Below are 16,324 nucleotides of genomic sequence, written 5' to 3' on the forward strand. Positions count from 1 at the left end.
TCGGCAGCACCCGCGCACCCCCACCCCGTACCTGAGAGGCACCCATGCGTGAACCCTCCGGCACCCTCGTAAGACGCGGTCCCCTGCGGCGCACCGTCGTGGCCGTCCTCGGCACCCTGAGCCTGGTGGCGGCCGCCGCCGCGGCCGCCACCCTCCCCGCGAACGCGTCCGCGCCCACTCCCCCCTCCGGCTGGTCCCAGGTCTTCCTCGACGACTTCGACGGAGCGGCCGGAACCGGCGTCAACACCTCCAACTGGCAGTACGACACCGGGACCAGCTATCCGGGTGGCGCCGCCAACTGGGGGACCGGCGAGGTCGAGACGATGACCTCCAGCACCAACAACGTCGCCCTGGACGGCAACGGCAACCTGCTGATCACCCCGCGTCGGGACGCCTCGGGCAACTGGACCTCGGGCCGTATCGAGACCACCCGCACCGACTTCCGGCCACCGGCCGGCGGCAAACTGCGCGTCGAGTCACGGCTCCAGATGCCGAACGTGACCGGCGCCGCCGCCAAGGGCTACTGGCCCGCCTTCTGGGCGCTCGGCGCGCCCTACCGCGGCAACTACCAGAACTGGCCGGGCGTCGGCGAGCTCGACATCATGGAGAACGTCCAGGGCCTCAACACCGAGTGGGCCACGATGCACTGCGGCACCAACCCGGGCGGCCCCTGCAACGAGACGAGCGGCATCGGCGGCAACACCCCCTGCGCCGGCACCACGTGCCAGGCCGGCTTCCACACGTACGCGATGGAGTGGGACAGGTCCACGAGCCCCGAGGAGATCCGCTTCTACCTCGACGGCGTCAACTTCCACACGGTGCGGGCGAACCAGGTGGACGCGACGACCTGGGCGAACGCCACGAACCACGGCTACTTCATCATCCTGAACGTGGCGATGGGCGGCGGCTTCCCGGGCGCGTTCGGCGGCGGCCCCGACGCGGGTACGGTGCCGGGCCACCCGCTGGTGGTGGACTACGTCCAGGTGCTGCAGGCCAATGGGAGCGGTACCACACCGCCGCCGACCGGCAACCGGGACGCGTACAGCGCCATCCAGGCCGAGTCGTACGACAGCCAGTCCGGCACCGTCGCGGAAACCACCACCGACACCGGCGGCGGCCAGGACATCGGCTCGGTGGCGAACGGCGACTGGGCGCTCTACAAGGGCGTCAACTTCGGCTCCTCGGCGGCCGGGCAGTTCTACGCCCGGGTCGCGAGCGGCGCGGCGAGCGGCGTCAGCGGTCTGGTCGAGGTCCGCCTCGACAGCCGTACCAGCACGCCCGTCGGCAGCTTCGCGGTGGGCAACACCGGGGGCTGGCAGAGCTGGCGGACGGTCCCGGCCAACATCACCGGCGTCACCGGCACCCACGACGTCTACCTGACCTTCACCAGCGGCCAGGGCGCCGACTTCGTCAACGTCAACTGGTTCGACTTCGGCCACTGACGGGTGACACGGGCACCGCACGGTGCACGGACGACGAGGGGGCGGGCCGCGCGGTCCGCCCCCTCGGTCAGCTCAGCTCCGCCCGGAACGCCACCGGAGTCGTCCCCGTGTGCTGGTGGAAGAACTTCGAGAAGTTCGCCGAGTCCGGGAAGCCCACGGCGACCCCGATACGCCCGATGGGCATCTCGGTGTGCGCCAGCAGCCGCTTGGCCTCCAGGACCACCCGGTTGTCGATGAAGCCCTTCGGGGTGTGCCCGGTGGCGGCACGCACCGCGCGCACCAGGGTGCGCCGGGAGTAGCCCAGGGTGTCGGCGTACGCGCTGACGCTGTGGTTGGTGGCGAAGTCCTTCTCCACCGCGTCCCGGAAGCGGGTGAAGGTGGTGTCGGCCCGCTCCCGGTCGGCCTCCGCGGAGCTGGCCGCGAGGTGCGACAGGCGCAGCAGGAACGCGGTGAGGGAGTGCCGCAGGACGGCGGTGTGCAGGCTCAGCGGCAGGGTGGCCGTGTCGACGTACTCGCGCTCCAGCTGCGCCAGCGCGTGTTCCAGGGCGGCGAGCTGCTCGGGGTCGGGATGCAGCGACGGGGGCAGGTCGTAGCGGTAGAGGCCGGTCGCCTCGACGGTCGCCCGCGGCAGGAAGCCGGGCTGCATGCTCAGGACGGTGCCGCGGTAGCGGTCGGTGCGGGAGAAGCGGTGCACCTGGCCGGGGCGGATCCACAGGATGTCGCCCGCGCCCACCTCGTACTCGGCGAAGTCGATCATGTGCCGGACCGGTCCCTCGTGGAACAGCATCACGACGTGGAAGTCGATGCGGTGGACGCGCTCCAGCGGCGCGTCCACGTGCCAGGTGCGCCCCTCCCCCATCGCGCCGATCTGCATGCCGACGCCGGAGAGGCTCAGGTCGGCGGGGAAGGGGAAGGTCTTGATCCCGTCCTGGGGCTCCTCGCCCCCGGCACCGCCTTGGGTGGTTCTGTCTGCCATGTCCTTCTCGCGTCGGCTCGGTGCGGCACTGCGTGTCCCACTTTCACCGAAGGCTGACACAGGGGCACCTTTCCCGGCAAAAGTCAGACTTTTAAGTTTGAACGCGTCCGAGCAGTTGAGACGCTTCCCATGAGGACTTCTTGAAGATGAGCACGCAGCAGAGCCCCCAGACACCGGACCGCTCCCCCGACGGACTCGAGTGGACCGAACTCGACCGGCGTGCCGTCGACACCGCCCGTCTCCTGGCGGCGGACGCCGTGCAGCAGGTCGGGAACGGCCACCCGGGCACGGCGATGAGCCTCGCTCCGGCCGCGTACACGATCTTTCAGAAGGTGATGCGGCACGACCCCGCCGACCCGGAGTGGACCGGCCGCGACCGCTTCGTCCTCTCCCCCGGTCACACCTCGCTGACCCTTTACACCCAGCTCTTCCTGTCCGGCTACGAGCTGAGCCTCGACGACCTGAAGGCGTTCCGCACGCACGGCTCGAAGACGCCGGGCCACCCCGAGTACGGGCACACCGCGGGCGTCGAGACGACCACCGGCCCGCTCGGCCAGGGTGTCGCGAACGCGGTGGGCATGGCCATGGCCGCCCGCTACGAGCGCGGCCTGTTCGACCCGGAGACCCCCCGGGGCGAGTCCCCCTTCGACCACACGATCTGGGCGATCGTCTCGGACGGCGACCTGGAGGAGGGCATCTCCGCCGAGGCCTCCTCGCTCGCGGGCCACCAGAAGCTCGGCAACCTCGTCTTCCTCTACGACGACAACCACATCTCCATCGAGGGCGACACCGCGACCGCCTTCTCCGAGGACGTCCTCGGGCGCTACGAGGCGTACGGCTGGCACGTGCAGCGGATCGAGCCCACCGCGGACGGGGACGTCGACGTGCGCGCCCTGCACACGGCCCTGCGGGCCGCGCAGGCCGAGACCGGGCGCCCCTCGATCATCGCGATGCGCACGATCATCGCCTGGCCGGCCCCGAACGCGCAGAACACCGAGGCCTCCCACGGCTCCGCGCTCGGCGCCGACGAGATCGCCGCCACCAAGCGGGTGCTGGGCTTCGACCCCGAGCAGACCTTCCAGGTCGACGCCGACGTGCTCGCGCACGCGCGGACCGCCCTCGACCGGGGTGCCGAGGAGCACGCCGCCTGGGACAAGCGGATCGCCGAGTGGCGCGCCGCACAGCCCGAGCGCGCGAAGCTCTTCGACCGCGTCGTCGCCGGCCAGCTGCCCGAGGGCTGGGAGACCGCGCTGCCGGTGTTCGAGCCCGGTACCTCCGTCGCGACCCGTGCCGCCTCGGGCAAGGTCCTGCAGGCGCTCGGCGGTGTGCTCCCCGAGCTGTGGGGCGGCTCGGCCGACCTCGCGGGCTCGAACAACACCACCATCGACAAGACCTCCTCCTTCCTGCCGGAGGGCAACCCGCTGCCGGAGGCCGACCCGTACGGCCGCACCGTCCACTTCGGCATCCGTGAGCACTCGATGGCCGCGGAGATGAACGGCATCGCGCTGCACGGCAACACCCGCATCTACGGCGGCACCTTCCTCGTCTTCTCCGACTACATGCGCAACGCCGTCCGGCTGTCCGCGCTGATGCAGCTGCCCGTCACCTACGTCTGGACCCACGACTCCATCGGGCTGGGCGAGGACGGTCCCACCCACCAGCCGGTCGAGCACCTCGCCTCGCTGCGCGCCATCCCCGGCCTGAACGTCGTGCGCCCGGCCGACGCCAACGAGACGACGGTCGCCTGGGCGGAGATCCTCCGCCGGCACGCCACGAACCCGGCACCGCACGGCCTCGCCCTCACCCGTCAGGGCGTACCCGTCTACGAGGTCAACGCCGAGGCCGCGAAGGGTGGTTACGTGCTGCGTGAGGCGTCCACCGGGACGCCGGACGTGGTGCTGGTGGCCACCGGCTCCGAGGTGCACCTCGCGGTGGAGGCGCGCGAGCTGCTGGAGGCCGAGGGGGTCGGCACCCGGGTGGTGTCGATGCCGTCCGTCGAGTGGTTCGAGGAGCAGCCCGCCGAGTACCGGCAGAGCGTGCTTCCGCCGTCCGTGAAGGCCCGCGTGGCGGTCGAGGCGGGCATCGGCCTGACCTGGTACCGGTACGTCGGTGACCACGGACGCATTGTCTCCCTGGAGCACTTCGGTGCCTCCGCCGACGCCAAGACCCTGTTCGCCGAGTTCGGCTTCACCGCCGAGAACGTCGCCGCCGCCGCGCGGGAATCCCTCGCCGCCGCCCGCGGTTGATCCGATCGCACCAAGGAAGATGATCACTGTGACCGAAGCAGCCGCGACCGCGGTTACCCTCAAGCGCCTCTCCGACGAAGGCGTGTCCATCTGGCTGGACGACCTCTCCCGCAAACGCATCGCGTCCGGCAACCTCGCCGAACTCGTCGCGACCAGGCACGTGGTCGGTGTCACCACCAACCCGTCCATCTTCCAGGCCGCCATCGGCTCCGGAGCGGGCTACGAGGAGCAGCTGGCCGAGCTCGCCGTGCGCGGGGTGACGGTCGACGAGGCCGTCCGGATGATGACCACGGCCGACGTCCGCGCCGCCGCCGACATCCTGCGCCCGGTGTACGACGCGACCGGCGGCCGCGACGGCCGGGTCTCGATCGAGGTCGACCCGCGCCTGGCCCACCACACCGTGGCGACGGTCGCCGAGGCCAAGCAGCTGGCCTGGCTGGTGGACCGCCCGAACGTGATGATCAAGATCCCGGCGACCGAGGCGGGCCTCCCCGCGATCACCGAGGTCATCGGCCTCGGCATCAGCGTCAACGTCACGCTGATCTTCTCGCTGGAGCGCTACCGCGCGGTGATGGACGCCTACCTGGCCGGACTGGAGAAGGCCCGGGCCGCCGGCGTCGACCTCGCCGGCGTCCACTCCGTCGCCTCCTTCTTCGTCTCCCGCGTCGACAGCGAGATCGACAAGCGGCTGGCGAAGGTCGGCACCGACGAGGCGCTGGCCCTCAAGGGCCGGGCCGCGCTGGCCAACGCGCGGCTCGCCTACGAGGCCTACGAGGACGTCTTCGGCGCGGACCGCTGGACGGCCCTCGCCACGGCGGGCGCCAACAGGCAGCGGCCCCTGTGGGCCTCGACCGGCGTCAAGGACCCGGCCTACAAGGACACGCTCTACGTCGACGAGCTGGTCGCGCCGGGCACGGTCAACACCATGCCGGAGGCGACGCTCGACGCCACCGCCGACCACGGCGACATCCACGGCGACGCGGTGACCGGCGGCTACGCCCAGGCGCGCGCCGACCTCGCCGCCGTGGAGCGGCTCGGGATCTCGTACGACGAGGTCGTCAAGCAGCTGGAGGACGAGGGCGTCTCCAAGTTCGAGGCCGCGTGGGGCGATCTGCTCGACGCGGTGCAGGTCTCGCTGAGCGGGAAGGGAGTACAGGGGGAATGACCAGGAATGAAGCGCTTCCCGACGGTGCCCCGCAGGATGCGTCCGCCACGCCGGAGGGATCCGGTGACCAGGCCGTGGAACCGGGTGCTGTGAAGGCCGCGCCCGGGCCCGGCCCGGCGGCCCCGGCGGACCCCGACGACTGGGACAACCCGCTGCGCGACCCGCGCGACCGCCGGCTGCCGCGGATCGCGGGCCCGTCCGGTCTCGTCATCTTCGGTGTCACCGGCGACCTGTCCCGCAAGAAGCTGATGCCGGCCGTGTACGACCTCGCCAACCGGGGTCTGCTGCCGCCGGGTTTCTCGCTCCTCGGGTTCGCCCGGCGCGAGTGGGAGGACCAGGACTTCGCCCAGGTCGTCCACGACTCGGTGCGTGAGCACGCGCGGACGGAGTTCCGTGAGGAGGTCTGGCAGCAGCTCGCCGAGGGCATGCGGTTCATCCCGGGCGACTTCGACGACGACACCGCGTTCAAGCAGCTGCGCGAGGCCGTGCAGGAGCTGGACGCCTCCCGGGGCACCAGCGGCAACTACGCCTTCTATCTGTCGGTCCCGCCGAAGTTCTTCCCCAAGGTGGTCCAGCAGCTGAAGAAGCACGGGCTGGCGGACGCCCCGGAGGGCTCCTGGCGGCGCGCGATCATCGAGAAGCCGTTCGGCCACGACCTGGCCAGCGCGCGGGAGCTGAACGCGATCGTGCACGAGGTGTTCGACCCGGAGCAGGTGTTCCGGATCGACCACTACCTCGGCAAGGAGACCGTCCAGAACATCCTGGCGCTGCGCTTCGCCAATCAGATGTACGAGCCGATCTGGAACCGGTCGTACGTCGACCACGTACAGATCACCATGGCCGAGGACATCGGCATCGGCGGCCGGGCCGGCTACTACGACGGCATCGGCTCGGCCCGTGACGTCATCCAGAACCACCTCCTCCAGCTGATGGCGCTCACCGCGATGGAGGAGCCCATCGCCTTCGACGTCGAGTCGCTGCTGACGGAGAAGCTGAAGGTCCTGAAGTCGGTCAGGCTCCCGGAGAACCTGGGCGAGCACACGGTGCGCGGGCAGTACGCGGCGGCCTGGCAGGGCGGCGAGCGGGTACGCGGCTATCTGCAGGAGGACGGCATCGACCCCGCGTCGAAGACCGACACCTACGCGGCCGTCAAGGTGGAGATCGACAACCGCCGCTGGGCGGGCGTCCCCTTCTACCTCCGGACCGGCAAGCGTCTGGGCCGGCGGGTCACCGAGATCGCGGTGGTCTTCCAGCGCGCCCCGCACTCCCCCTTCGACTCGACGGCCACCGAGGAGCTGGGCCAGAACGCGATCGTCATCCGTGTCCAGCCCGACGAGGGCATGACGGTCCGCTTCGGTTCGAAGGTGCCGGGTACCTCCATGGAGATCCGGGACGTCTCGATGGACTTCGCCTACGGCGAGTCGTTCACCGAGTCCAGCCCGGAGGCGTACGAACGGCTGATCCTGGATGTCCTGCTCGGCGACGCCAATCTCTTCCCCCGTCATCAGGAGGTGGAAGAGTCCTGGAAGATCCTCGACCCCATCGAGGAGCACTGGGAGACGCACGGCAAGCCCGCGCAGTACCCCTCGGGCAGCTGGGGTCCGAAGGAAGCCGACGAGATGCTCGCACGAGACGGACGGAGCTGGCGCAGGCCATGAAGATCGACCTGACCGACACCACGGCAAGCAAGATCAACAAGGCGCTCGTACAGGGACGCCGGGCCATCGGCACTCCCGCGGTGGGCATGGTCCTGACCATGGTCATCGTCACCGACGAGGAGAACGCCTACGACTCGATCAAGGCCGCCGAGGAGGCATCGCGCGAACACCCCTCGCGCACCCTGGTCGTCATCAAGCGGCACGCCCGCTCCCCGCGCGACCGCACCAACTCGCACCTCGACGCCGAGATCCGGGTGGGCGCCGACGCCGGCACCGGTGAGACGGTGGTCCTGCGGACCTACGGCGAGGTGTCCGACCACGCCGACTCCGTCGTGCTGCCCCTGCTGCTGCCCGACGCGCCCGTCGTCGTCTGGTGGCCGGTGGACGCGCCCGACGTGCCCGCCAAGGACCCGCTGGGTGCTCTCGCGCAGCGCCGCATCACCGACATGTACGCCGTCGAGGCCCCGCTCGTGGCCCTGGAGTCCCGGGCTTCCTCGTACGCGCCGGGCGACACCGACCTGGCCTGGACACGGCTGACCCCGTGGCGCTCGATGCTGGCCGCCGCGCTCGACCAGGCCCGTACGAAGGTGACCTCGGCCGCCGTCGAGAGCGAGGCCGACAACCCGAGCGCCGAACTGCTGGCCCGCTGGCTGGGCGCCCGGCTCGGCGTCCCGGTCGAACGCGTCGTCACCGCCGGTCCGGTGGTCACCGCCGTACGGCTCGGCACGGCGGGCGGCGAGATCGTCATCGACCGCCCCGAGGGACCGCTGGCCACCCTGACCCTGCCCGGACAGCCCCCGCGCACCCTCGCCCTGAAGGTGCGCAGCACGTCCGAACTGATCGCCGAGGAACTGCGCCGGCTCGACGCCGACGAGATGTACGCCGTCGCCCTGCGGGGCGAGGGCACCAAGGAGACCTCCCGTCATGCCTGACACCCCCAAGCTCACACGACGTCCGGAGTGGGTGGCCCTTGAGGACCACCGCGCGGACGGCATGCTCCACACGGGGCTGCGGGACCTGTTCGCCGCCGACCCCGACCGCGCCGAACGGTATGTCGTGCGGGTCGGTGACCTGCTCATCGACTACTCCAAGCACCTGATCACGGACGAGACCCTCGCCCTGCTCCAGGAACTCGCGGTCGCGACGGACGTGTTCGGGTTGCGGGACGCGATGTTCCGTGGTGAGAAGATCAATTCGACCGAGGGGCGTGCGGTGTTGCACACCGCGTTGCGTGCGGCGCGGGGTGCGGTGGTGGAGGTCGACGGGGAGGATGTGGTCCCCGGGGTGCATGCGGTGCTGGAGCGGATGGCGGGGTTCGCCGAGCGGGTGCGTTCGGGTGAGTGGACGGGTCATACCGGGCGGCGGATCAGGAATGTGGTGAACGTCGGGATCGGCGGGTCCGATCTGGGGCCGGCGATGGCGTACGACGCGTTGCGGGCGTTCACCGACCGTGGTCTGGTGGTGCGGTTCGTGTCGAACGTGGACGGGGCGGATCTGCACGAGGCGGTGCGGGATCTGGATCCGGCGGAGACGCTGTTCATCGTGGCGTCGAAGACGTTCACGACGATCGAGACGATCACGAACGCGACGTCGGCGCGGGCGTGGCTGCTGTCGGGGCTGAAGGCGGGTCCGGAGGCGGTGGCGCGGCATTTCGTGGCGTTGTCGACGAACGCGGGGAAGGTGTCGGACTTCGGGATCGACACGGACAACATGTTCGAGTTCTGGGACTGGGTGGGGGGCCGGTACTCGTTCGATTCGGCGATCGGTCTGTCGTTGATGATCGCGATCGGTCCGGAGCGTTTCGGGGAGATGCTGGAGGGGTTCCGGCTGGTCGACGAGCATTTCCGTTCGGCTCCGGCGGAGGCGAACGCGCCGTTGCTGATGGGGCTGCTGGGGATCTGGTACGGGAACTTCCATGACGCGCAGTCGCACGCGGTGCTGCCGTACTCGCATTATCTGAGCCGGTTCACGGCGTATCTGCAGCAGTTGGACATGGAGTCGAACGGGAAGTCGGTGGACCGGCGGGGTGAGCCGGTGGGCTGGCAGACGGGTCCGGTGGTGTGGGGCACGCCGGGGACGAACGGGCAGCACGCGTACTACCAGTTGATCCATCAGGGCACGAAGCTGATCCCGGCGGACTTCATCGGGTTCGCGAACCCGGTCGGGGAGCTGGAGGAGGGGCTGGCCGCGCAGCACGACCTGCTGATGGCGAACTTCTTCGCGCAGACCCAGGCGCTGGCGTTCGGCAAGACGCCGGAGGAGGTCCGTGCGGAGGGGGTGCCCGAGGAACTCGTCGCGCACAAGACGTTCCGGGGCGACCACCCCACGACCACGATCCTGGCCCGGGAGCTGACTCCCTCGGTCCTGGGCCAGCTCATCGCGCTGTACGAGCACAAGGTGTTCGTCCAGGGCGCGGTCTGGGACATCGACTCCTTCGACCAGTGGGGCGTCGAACTCGGCAAGGTCCTCGCCAAACGCATCGAACCCGCCCTCACCGACGGCACCCCCGTCCCCGGCCTCGACCCCTCCACCGCCGCCCTCGTGGCCGCGTACCGCACTCTCCGGAAGAAGTGAACGACATGACCGCGATGCAACTGGGTCTCATCGGCCTCGGCAAGATGGGCGGCAACATGCGCGAGCGGATCCGCCGCGCAGGCCACACCGTCATCGGATACGACCGCAACCCGGAACTCGCCGATGTCCACAGCCTCGAAGAACTCGTGGGCGCGCTCGAAGCCCCCCGCGTGGTGTGGGTGATGGTCCCGGCCGGCGCCGCCACCCAGTCCACCATCGACCAACTCGGCGACCTCCTCGAACCCGGCGACACCGTCGTCGACGGCGGCAACTCCCGCTGGACCGACGACGAGAAGCACGCCGACGAACTCGCCGCCAAGGGCATCGGCTTCGTCGACGCCGGCGTCTCCGGCGGCGTCTGGGGCCTGCAGAACGGCTACGCCCTCATGGTCGGCGGCGACGCCGAGAACGTCGCCCGCGTCCAGCCCGTCTTCGACGCCCTCAAGCCCGAAGGCGACTCCGGCTTCGTCCACGCCGGCAAGGTCGGCGCCGGCCACTTCTCCAAGATGGTCCACAACGGCATCGAGTACGCCATGATGCAGGCCTACGCCGAGGGCTGGGAACTCCTGGAGAAGGTCCACTCCGTCACCGACGTCCGCGAGGTCTTCCGCTCCTGGCAGGAAGGCACCGTCATCCGCTCCTGGCTCCTCGACCTCGCCGTCAACGCCCTCGACGACGACGAACACCTCGACAAACTCCGCGGCTACGCCGACGACTCCGGCGAAGGCCGCTGGACCGTCGAGGCCGCCATCGACAACGCCGTACCCCTCCCCGCGATCACCGCCTCCCTCTTCGCCCGATTCGCCTCCCGCCAGGACGACTCCCCGCAGATGAAGATGATCGCCGCACTCCGCAACCAGTTCGGCGGCCACGCCGTCGAGTCCGCGGAGTAGGGCCGGGCCATGGGCGACCTCATACTCGTCCGCCACGGCGAGACCGAGTGGACCCTGTCGGGCCGGCACACCAGCTGGACCGATCTGCCGCTCACCGGCCACGGCGAGGAACAGGCCAAGTCCCTCGCGCCGTTCCTCGCCGGGCGGTCCTTCGCGCAGGTGTTCACCAGTCCCCTCGACCGGGCGGTCCGTACCGCGGAACTCGCGGGCCTGACAGGGCTGGTGACCGACGACGAGCTGCACGAGTGGGACTACGGGGGCTACGAGGGGATCACCACCCGCGCCATCCACCGGACCCGGCCCGACTGGGTCCTGTGGGAGGACGGGGTGCCGCCCGGCCCGGACGGTCACCCCGGCGAATCTCCGCGGGAGGTGGGCGAGCGCGCCGACCGGGTCCTGTCCCGCGTGGACGCGGCGCTCCAGGACCACCCCGGTGACGTGGTCCTGGTGGCCCACGCGCATTTCCTCCGGGTGCTGACGGCCCGTCGGCTCGGCCTCGCGCCGGACGCCGGACGCCTCTTCCAGCTCTCGACGGGAACCGTCAGCCGGCTGTCCACCGAACACGGGCACCCGGTGATCGCCGAGTGGAACGCCACCGGAACTTCTGCGCCGGTCCGCTAGTTTCTACGGTGCTGTAGAAAACGAGGAGGTCCGGTCCGCCCGCGGGCGGACCGGACCTCTCCCAACGTATGGAGTTCTCATGGCTCTGTGGGACCGCGTCAAGGAATCCGCGTCGACGATGCAGACCCAGCTCGTGGCGAAGAAGAACGATCTCAAGAGCGGGGCCTTCCGCGACGCGAGCATGGCGATGTGCGCGCTCGTCGCCGCGGCCGACGGGTCGGTCGATCCGTCCGAGCGGCAGCGCGTCGCCCAGCTCATCGCCACGAACGAGGTGTTGCAGAACTTCGACGCCGACGACCTGCGCCGCCGCTTCGACGACAACCTGAACAAGCTGACCGCCGACTTCGCCTTCGGCAAGGTCAGCGTCCTCCAGGAGGTCGCCAAGGCCAAGAAGAAGCCCGCCGAGGCGCGTGCCGTCATCCAGATCGGCATCGTGATCGGCGGCGCCGACGGCGACTTCGACAAGACCGAGCAGGCCGTGGTCAGGGAGGCGTGCTTCACGCTCGACCTGCCGCCGCACGAGTTCGACCTGTAGGAGCCAGCCGCCGGGTTCTGGTCGCGTCGCCCGACGTGGGCCGGGACCGGCGTCCTGGCCGGGACCCGCCGTCCTGGCCGGGGCGCGGCGGCGCCCGCACTCCCGCCACCCGTCACCCGGTCCGGGCGGCGGCCCCGGCGGCGCGTGAACGGCTCAGGTGCCGCGCGACGACCGCTTGCGCCACCTCACGAACTCCTTCTCCGGATCGCCGGTGCAGGACCAGGGCGAACGGCTGGCGCGCGGCCCCACCATCCGGAAGAGCGGGCCCGCCAGTTCCGGCAGACCGGCGTAACAGGCGGCGTGCGCCAGGTAGTTGAAGTGCCGCACCTCGTCGGGCGCGGGCGGCCCCTCGGCGCGTGCGGTGAGCCAGCGCTGCCAGCTCCGCCGTACGTCACCGACGGCCTCGTCGTGGTTCCAGTGCCGGTCGAACCCGTCGGGTGTGTCCCGCCGTCCGCTCGCCTCCTCCCGTACGGCGCGGTACTCCGCCACGCGCGCGACCTGCAGCAGCACCGGCAGCGCGGAGCCCGCCGGGGCGACGGCCGCCGCGTCCCGCGCGAAGTCGTACATGAGGTCGTGCGACCCGTGCCAGCGCGCCGAGTAGTACCGCAGCACCTGCAGGTGCCCGTCCACGCTGTACGGATCACGGGCGTGCAACTCGTCCCACCAGCGCCCGAGTTCCTGGCGGCGCACTCCCGTGGGATAGAGCCGGGCGACGGAGATGAGACAGATCCAGGGCGTGGGGTCGTCCGGGTAGGCCTCGGCGCCCTGGAGGCAGGCCATCACGGCCTGGTCGACGCGACGCCGTTCGACCGGGGCGCCCCCGCCCGCCGGGCCGGCGAGGTGGAAGGCCCGGGCCACCTCGGTCGCCGCCCGCAGCACCAGGGCGTCGCCGCCCCGGGGTTCGGCGGCCAGCCAGGACTCCACCGAGGAGTTGTCCACACAGGCCGCCGCCAGTACCCGCATACGGTGGCCGCGCACGGGCCACGCGGGGCCGGTGGCCCGCAACAGGTCGCGCAGGCTCTGCCAGCGGCCGACGGCGATGTCCTGGCGCGCGGAGCTGAGGAGCGTGTCTCCGCCGTCGGGGTCGAAATCGGGAGTGAAGCGGTCTCTCGCCATGCGGGCTCTCTCAGAAGTCGGTGGGGAGACCTTTGTGGAGAAAGGACCGCTCGACCGCCGTCACCACCGTGTCGGACGAACCCAGGGCTCCGGTTGGAAGAGCCCTCTGCCCCTGTCGTCGTTCATGGATGCGCTGCTTCGGTTGTCCGACGGCCGCTGTTGTCGGCCGTCGATGGCTCCGCAGGAGGTGTTCCGCAGGTGGTGTGATGATAGCGGTGGTGTTTGGCGTTTCAATGTCAACTCGTCGGTAACATCCGCTGGGCAGGAGACCGAGGGGCCGTGACCTGCCCCGCGAACCGGGCCGGCGCGGCGGCGGGGCCGAGAACACCTCCCCGCCGCCCCCCGTCGCCCGGGTCCCCGACTCGCCGTCGCCACCGTGGACTTGGGTGTTCCTTGGTGAACACCGCCCCTGGCCCCGGTTGACAGCCGGTGTCGGACGGCAAGAACATCGGGCCGGGACCGAGCGCGGGACCACGGCCGTCATCACGGCGGAGGCGGCGCGCGACGGCGCGGCCGCACGGAGCCGCTCCGCGCACCCCGGCCGGATTCAGGGGCGGCCGGGATGCGCGGAGCTCCCGCCGATCCTCGTGCGGCGGACACCGGCAGACACAGGCGGGCCCCGCAGCCCGCCACCGGTCGGACGGCGCGGTCAGTGTGCGCGGGGCACGCCGTAGGCGCGCTCCACGTGCAGGCGCAGCACGAGCCGCCGGTCGCGGACCATCGCGGCGCGGTAGTCGTCCCAGTCGGGGTGCTCGCCCATCAGGTCCCGGTAGAGCCGGACAAGCTCCTCGACGGTCTCGTCGTGCGGGTCCGCGGCCACCGGCGTGAGCTCGGCGGCGCCTTCGGCGACCGTGTAGGCCCAGCGGTCGTCGCTGGTCACATGGTACGACGCGCGTGGGTCCCGGCGCAGGTTCCGGGTCTTGGCGCGGTCGTCCGTGAGGGAGACCCGGACCACCCTCTCGTCGGGACTGTAGGCATGGACCACGTTCGAGAGCTGGGGGCGGCCGTCCCTCTTGAGGGTGGTGAGCACCCCGCCCTTGTACTCGGAGAGCAGCTTGAGCAGTGCGTCCTGTGTCGCGTCCTCAGTCATACCGGGATCAACCCTCCGGAGCGGATCGTCATTCCCCGGCCGCCGAGTGGTAGACACTGTCTACGCCCGGCTGGTAGACCATGTCCATGGACGAACGGGAGACCGGACTCAAGGCCCGACTGGTCGATGCCGGCGTCGCTCTGGTGGGCGAGGAGGGGGCACAGGCGCTGACCCTGCGGGAGATCGCCCGGAGGGCGGGGGTCTCGCACGGGGCGCCGCGCCGCTACTTCCCGACCCATCTGGAACTGCTGTCGGCCATCGCACGGAGGGGCTTCGCCGACCTCGGGGCCCGGGTGACCGAGGCGGTCGGCGACGGCGGCGCGAGCCCCCGCGCGCAGCTCACCGCTCTCGGACGGGTCTACCTGGACTTCGCCATGTCCCGCCGCGGCATGTACGAACTGATGTTCCGTCACGACCTGCTGGAGAGCGGGCGGCTGGGGCTGCGGGAGACGAGCCTGCCGCTGTTCGGGCTGCTGGTCGATCTCGTCGGCCGGGCGAGGCCCGGGACCGAGGCGCGGTTCACCGCGGGGGCCCTGTGGGCGAACCTGCACGGCATCGCCCAGCTGTGGAGCTGGGGCAGCCTCCAACTCGGCACCGGCACGGCGGACTTCGTACCCCTGCTGCGGGCCGCGCTGGAGGCGCACCTCGGACCGGAGGAGGCGTGAGACGGCCCGGCCCGGCGGTCGGCCGCCGCCTCACGCTCACGAGCAGCGTGGTCGCGGCCGTGATCGTCGCCCTGGACGGCACCGTTCTGACGGTCGCGCAGCCCACCCTGCGACGGGACTTCGGCGCCCGAGCCGCCCGGCGAACACCAACAGACCCGCCACCGCGATGAGATAGCCGGTGCTGGTCCACTGGACCCGTACGAGGGACCCCCGGCATCGACTGGGTCATCGGACTACGGGTCGCCCAGGGAGTATTCGGCGCGCTGCTGCAACCCGCCACGCTCGGCATGCTGCGCGCCGTCTACCCACCCGACCGGATCGGCCGGCCCATCGCCCTGCGGACCAGTGCCATCGGACTCGCGGCCGCCGCCGGTCCGGTCCTCGGCGGGGCGCTGGTCGGCCCGTTCGGCCGGCGGGCCGTCTTCTTCCTCGACGTCGTGCCCGCGCCGGCCCTCGGCGGGTCGGCATTCGCCGTCCGGGAACCGGCGCGCTCCCCCGCTCCCGCGGCCCGCCTCGACCTGCCCGGGGCCTGCCTGCTCGCGGTGGCCCTGGCCTGTCTGGTCCGCACACCGGTCGGGGTCCCGGGGACCGGCTGGACGGCCGGGAGCACAGCGGGGCTGGTGGTGGCGGTGTTCGCGGCGGCCGTGTTCGTGCGCGACGAACGCCGTACCGCGAACCCGCTGCTGCCGCCCGGGGTGCTGGGTTCCGCGACCGTCGGCGCGGCCCTGGGCATTCTGGTGGCGGCCTCCGCGGCGATGTCCGGCGCGGTGTTCGCGCGCAGTTGCCTCCTCCAGGAGGTGCTGGGCCTCGATCCGCTGGAGACCGGCCTGCGGGCCCTGCCCGCGGCCGTCGCGATGGTGCTCGGCGCGCCCGCGGCGGCCCTCCTCATGCGCCGCTTCGGGGCTCGCCGGACGACTCCGGCCGCGCTCTGCGTCCTCGCGACGGGGGTCCTGCTGCTGTCGCGGACCGGCCGGGAGTCCACGGCGGTGTCCCTCGGGACCGGTTTCCTCCTGCTGAGCGCCGGTTTCGCCGCGGCGACGGTCGTGGTGCGGCACGTGCGCGCGGAGTCGGCGGGGGTCGCGGGCGGTCTCCAGCAGACGGCCATGAATGTGAGGCCCACACTGGGAGTTGCCGCGGCGGCCGTACTGATGCCCCTCTCGGGCGATGTCAGGACGGGTCCCGCTCTCACGTTCCTGGCAACCGTGGCCGTCGCCGCGATGCCCCTCACCCTGTGGCTGCCGGGACGTGAGGGCCGCCGACCCGCGGGCCGGCCTGCCCCGCGGCGGTCGCGGGAACTCCGTACGGGACGATGAACACGAGACGGCGGTCCATGAGCCGCAGTG

Annotated in this window: 14 protein-coding genes; 11 read left to right on the forward strand and 3 right to left on the reverse strand. The window is 71.3% G+C overall.

Translation table 11 applies throughout. From position 1 onward, the window contains the following. The first annotated feature begins 44 nt into the window (after positions 1-44). Complete coding sequence (locus OG776_RS10675) at positions 45-1,442, forward strand: glycoside hydrolase family 16 protein (protein WP_329320284.1); 1,398 nt, start codon at positions 45-47, stop codon at positions 1,440-1,442. Between the two features lie 67 nt (positions 1,443-1,509). Here the strand turns inward: OG776_RS10675 and OG776_RS10680 are convergent, their stop codons facing one another. After that, entirely contained in the window at positions 1,510-2,418 is a 909-nt protein-coding gene (locus OG776_RS10680; protein ID WP_148013402.1) for a helix-turn-helix domain-containing protein, read from the reverse strand. Between the two features lie 146 nt (positions 2,419-2,564). Between OG776_RS10680 and tkt the strand changes: the two genes are divergently transcribed. From tkt to OG776_RS10720, 8 genes are all read left to right on the forward strand, one after another. After that, positions 2,565-4,664, forward strand: a complete 2,100-nt coding sequence (gene tkt, locus OG776_RS10685; RefSeq protein WP_148013403.1) for a transketolase — start codon at positions 2,565-2,567, stop codon at positions 4,662-4,664. A gap of 19 nt (positions 4,665-4,683) precedes the next feature. Further along, positions 4,684-5,829: a transaldolase gene (tal, locus tag OG776_RS10690; protein ID WP_148013404.1), complete on the forward strand. Its 1,146-nt coding sequence runs from the start codon at positions 4,684-4,686 to the stop codon at positions 5,827-5,829. Then, on the forward strand, positions 5,826-7,487 hold the full coding sequence (zwf, locus tag OG776_RS10695; protein WP_148013405.1) for a glucose-6-phosphate dehydrogenase: 1,662 nt from the start codon (positions 5,826-5,828) through the stop codon (positions 7,485-7,487). The genes tal and zwf overlap by 4 nt, the downstream gene beginning before the upstream one ends. After that, positions 7,484-8,419, forward strand: coding sequence for a glucose-6-phosphate dehydrogenase assembly protein OpcA (opcA, locus tag OG776_RS10700; RefSeq protein WP_148013406.1), 936 nt, complete (start codon positions 7,484-7,486; stop codon positions 8,417-8,419). The genes zwf and opcA overlap by 4 nt, the downstream gene beginning before the upstream one ends. Continuing rightward, positions 8,412-10,061, forward strand: coding sequence for a glucose-6-phosphate isomerase (gene pgi, locus OG776_RS10705; protein WP_329320290.1), 1,650 nt, complete (start codon positions 8,412-8,414; stop codon positions 10,059-10,061). Before opcA ends, pgi begins: the two co-directional genes overlap by 8 nt. A gap of 14 nt (positions 10,062-10,075) precedes the next feature. Continuing rightward, positions 10,076-10,954: a phosphogluconate dehydrogenase (NAD(+)-dependent, decarboxylating) gene (gene gnd, locus OG776_RS10710; protein ID WP_329323688.1), complete on the forward strand. Its 879-nt coding sequence runs from the start codon at positions 10,076-10,078 to the stop codon at positions 10,952-10,954. A 9-nt stretch (positions 10,955-10,963) separates the two neighbouring features. Next, positions 10,964-11,575: a histidine phosphatase family protein gene (locus tag OG776_RS10715; protein ID WP_148007380.1), complete on the forward strand. Its 612-nt coding sequence runs from the start codon at positions 10,964-10,966 to the stop codon at positions 11,573-11,575. A gap of 79 nt (positions 11,576-11,654) precedes the next feature. Continuing rightward, positions 11,655-12,110: a tellurite resistance TerB family protein gene (locus OG776_RS10720; RefSeq protein ID WP_148007379.1), complete on the forward strand. Its 456-nt coding sequence runs from the start codon at positions 11,655-11,657 to the stop codon at positions 12,108-12,110. 153 nt (positions 12,111-12,263) lie between these two features. On the opposite strand, the gene OG776_RS10725 is transcribed toward OG776_RS10720, so the two are convergent. Beyond that, on the reverse strand, positions 12,264-13,226 hold the full coding sequence (locus OG776_RS10725; protein WP_148007378.1) for a hypothetical protein: 963 nt from the start codon (positions 13,224-13,226) through the stop codon (positions 12,264-12,266). Between the two features lie 649 nt (positions 13,227-13,875). Then, on the reverse strand, positions 13,876-14,316 hold the full coding sequence (locus tag OG776_RS10730) for a PPOX class F420-dependent oxidoreductase (RefSeq protein ID WP_329320294.1): 441 nt from the start codon (positions 14,314-14,316) through the stop codon (positions 13,876-13,878). 86 nt (positions 14,317-14,402) lie between these two features. Between OG776_RS10730 and OG776_RS10735 the strand changes: the two genes are divergently transcribed. Together OG776_RS10735 and OG776_RS10740 are read left to right on the forward strand one after the other, a co-directional pair. Beyond that, the gene (locus OG776_RS10735) at positions 14,403-14,981 is read left to right on the forward strand and encodes a TetR/AcrR family transcriptional regulator (RefSeq protein ID WP_148007376.1); all 579 of its coding nucleotides are present in this window, start codon (positions 14,403-14,405) and stop codon (positions 14,979-14,981) included. Between the two features lie 266 nt (positions 14,982-15,247). Beyond that, positions 15,248-16,294 carry an MFS transporter gene (locus OG776_RS10740; RefSeq protein ID WP_329323689.1) on the forward strand — a complete coding sequence of 349 codons (1,047 nt, stop codon included), beginning with the start codon at positions 15,248-15,250 and terminating at the stop codon, positions 16,292-16,294. Positions 16,295-16,324 lie beyond the last annotated feature (30 nt).

The sequence above is a fragment of the Streptomyces sp. NBC_01689 genome, from assembly GCF_036250675.1.
GTDB lineage: Bacteria > Actinomycetota > Actinomycetes > Streptomycetales > Streptomycetaceae > Streptomyces.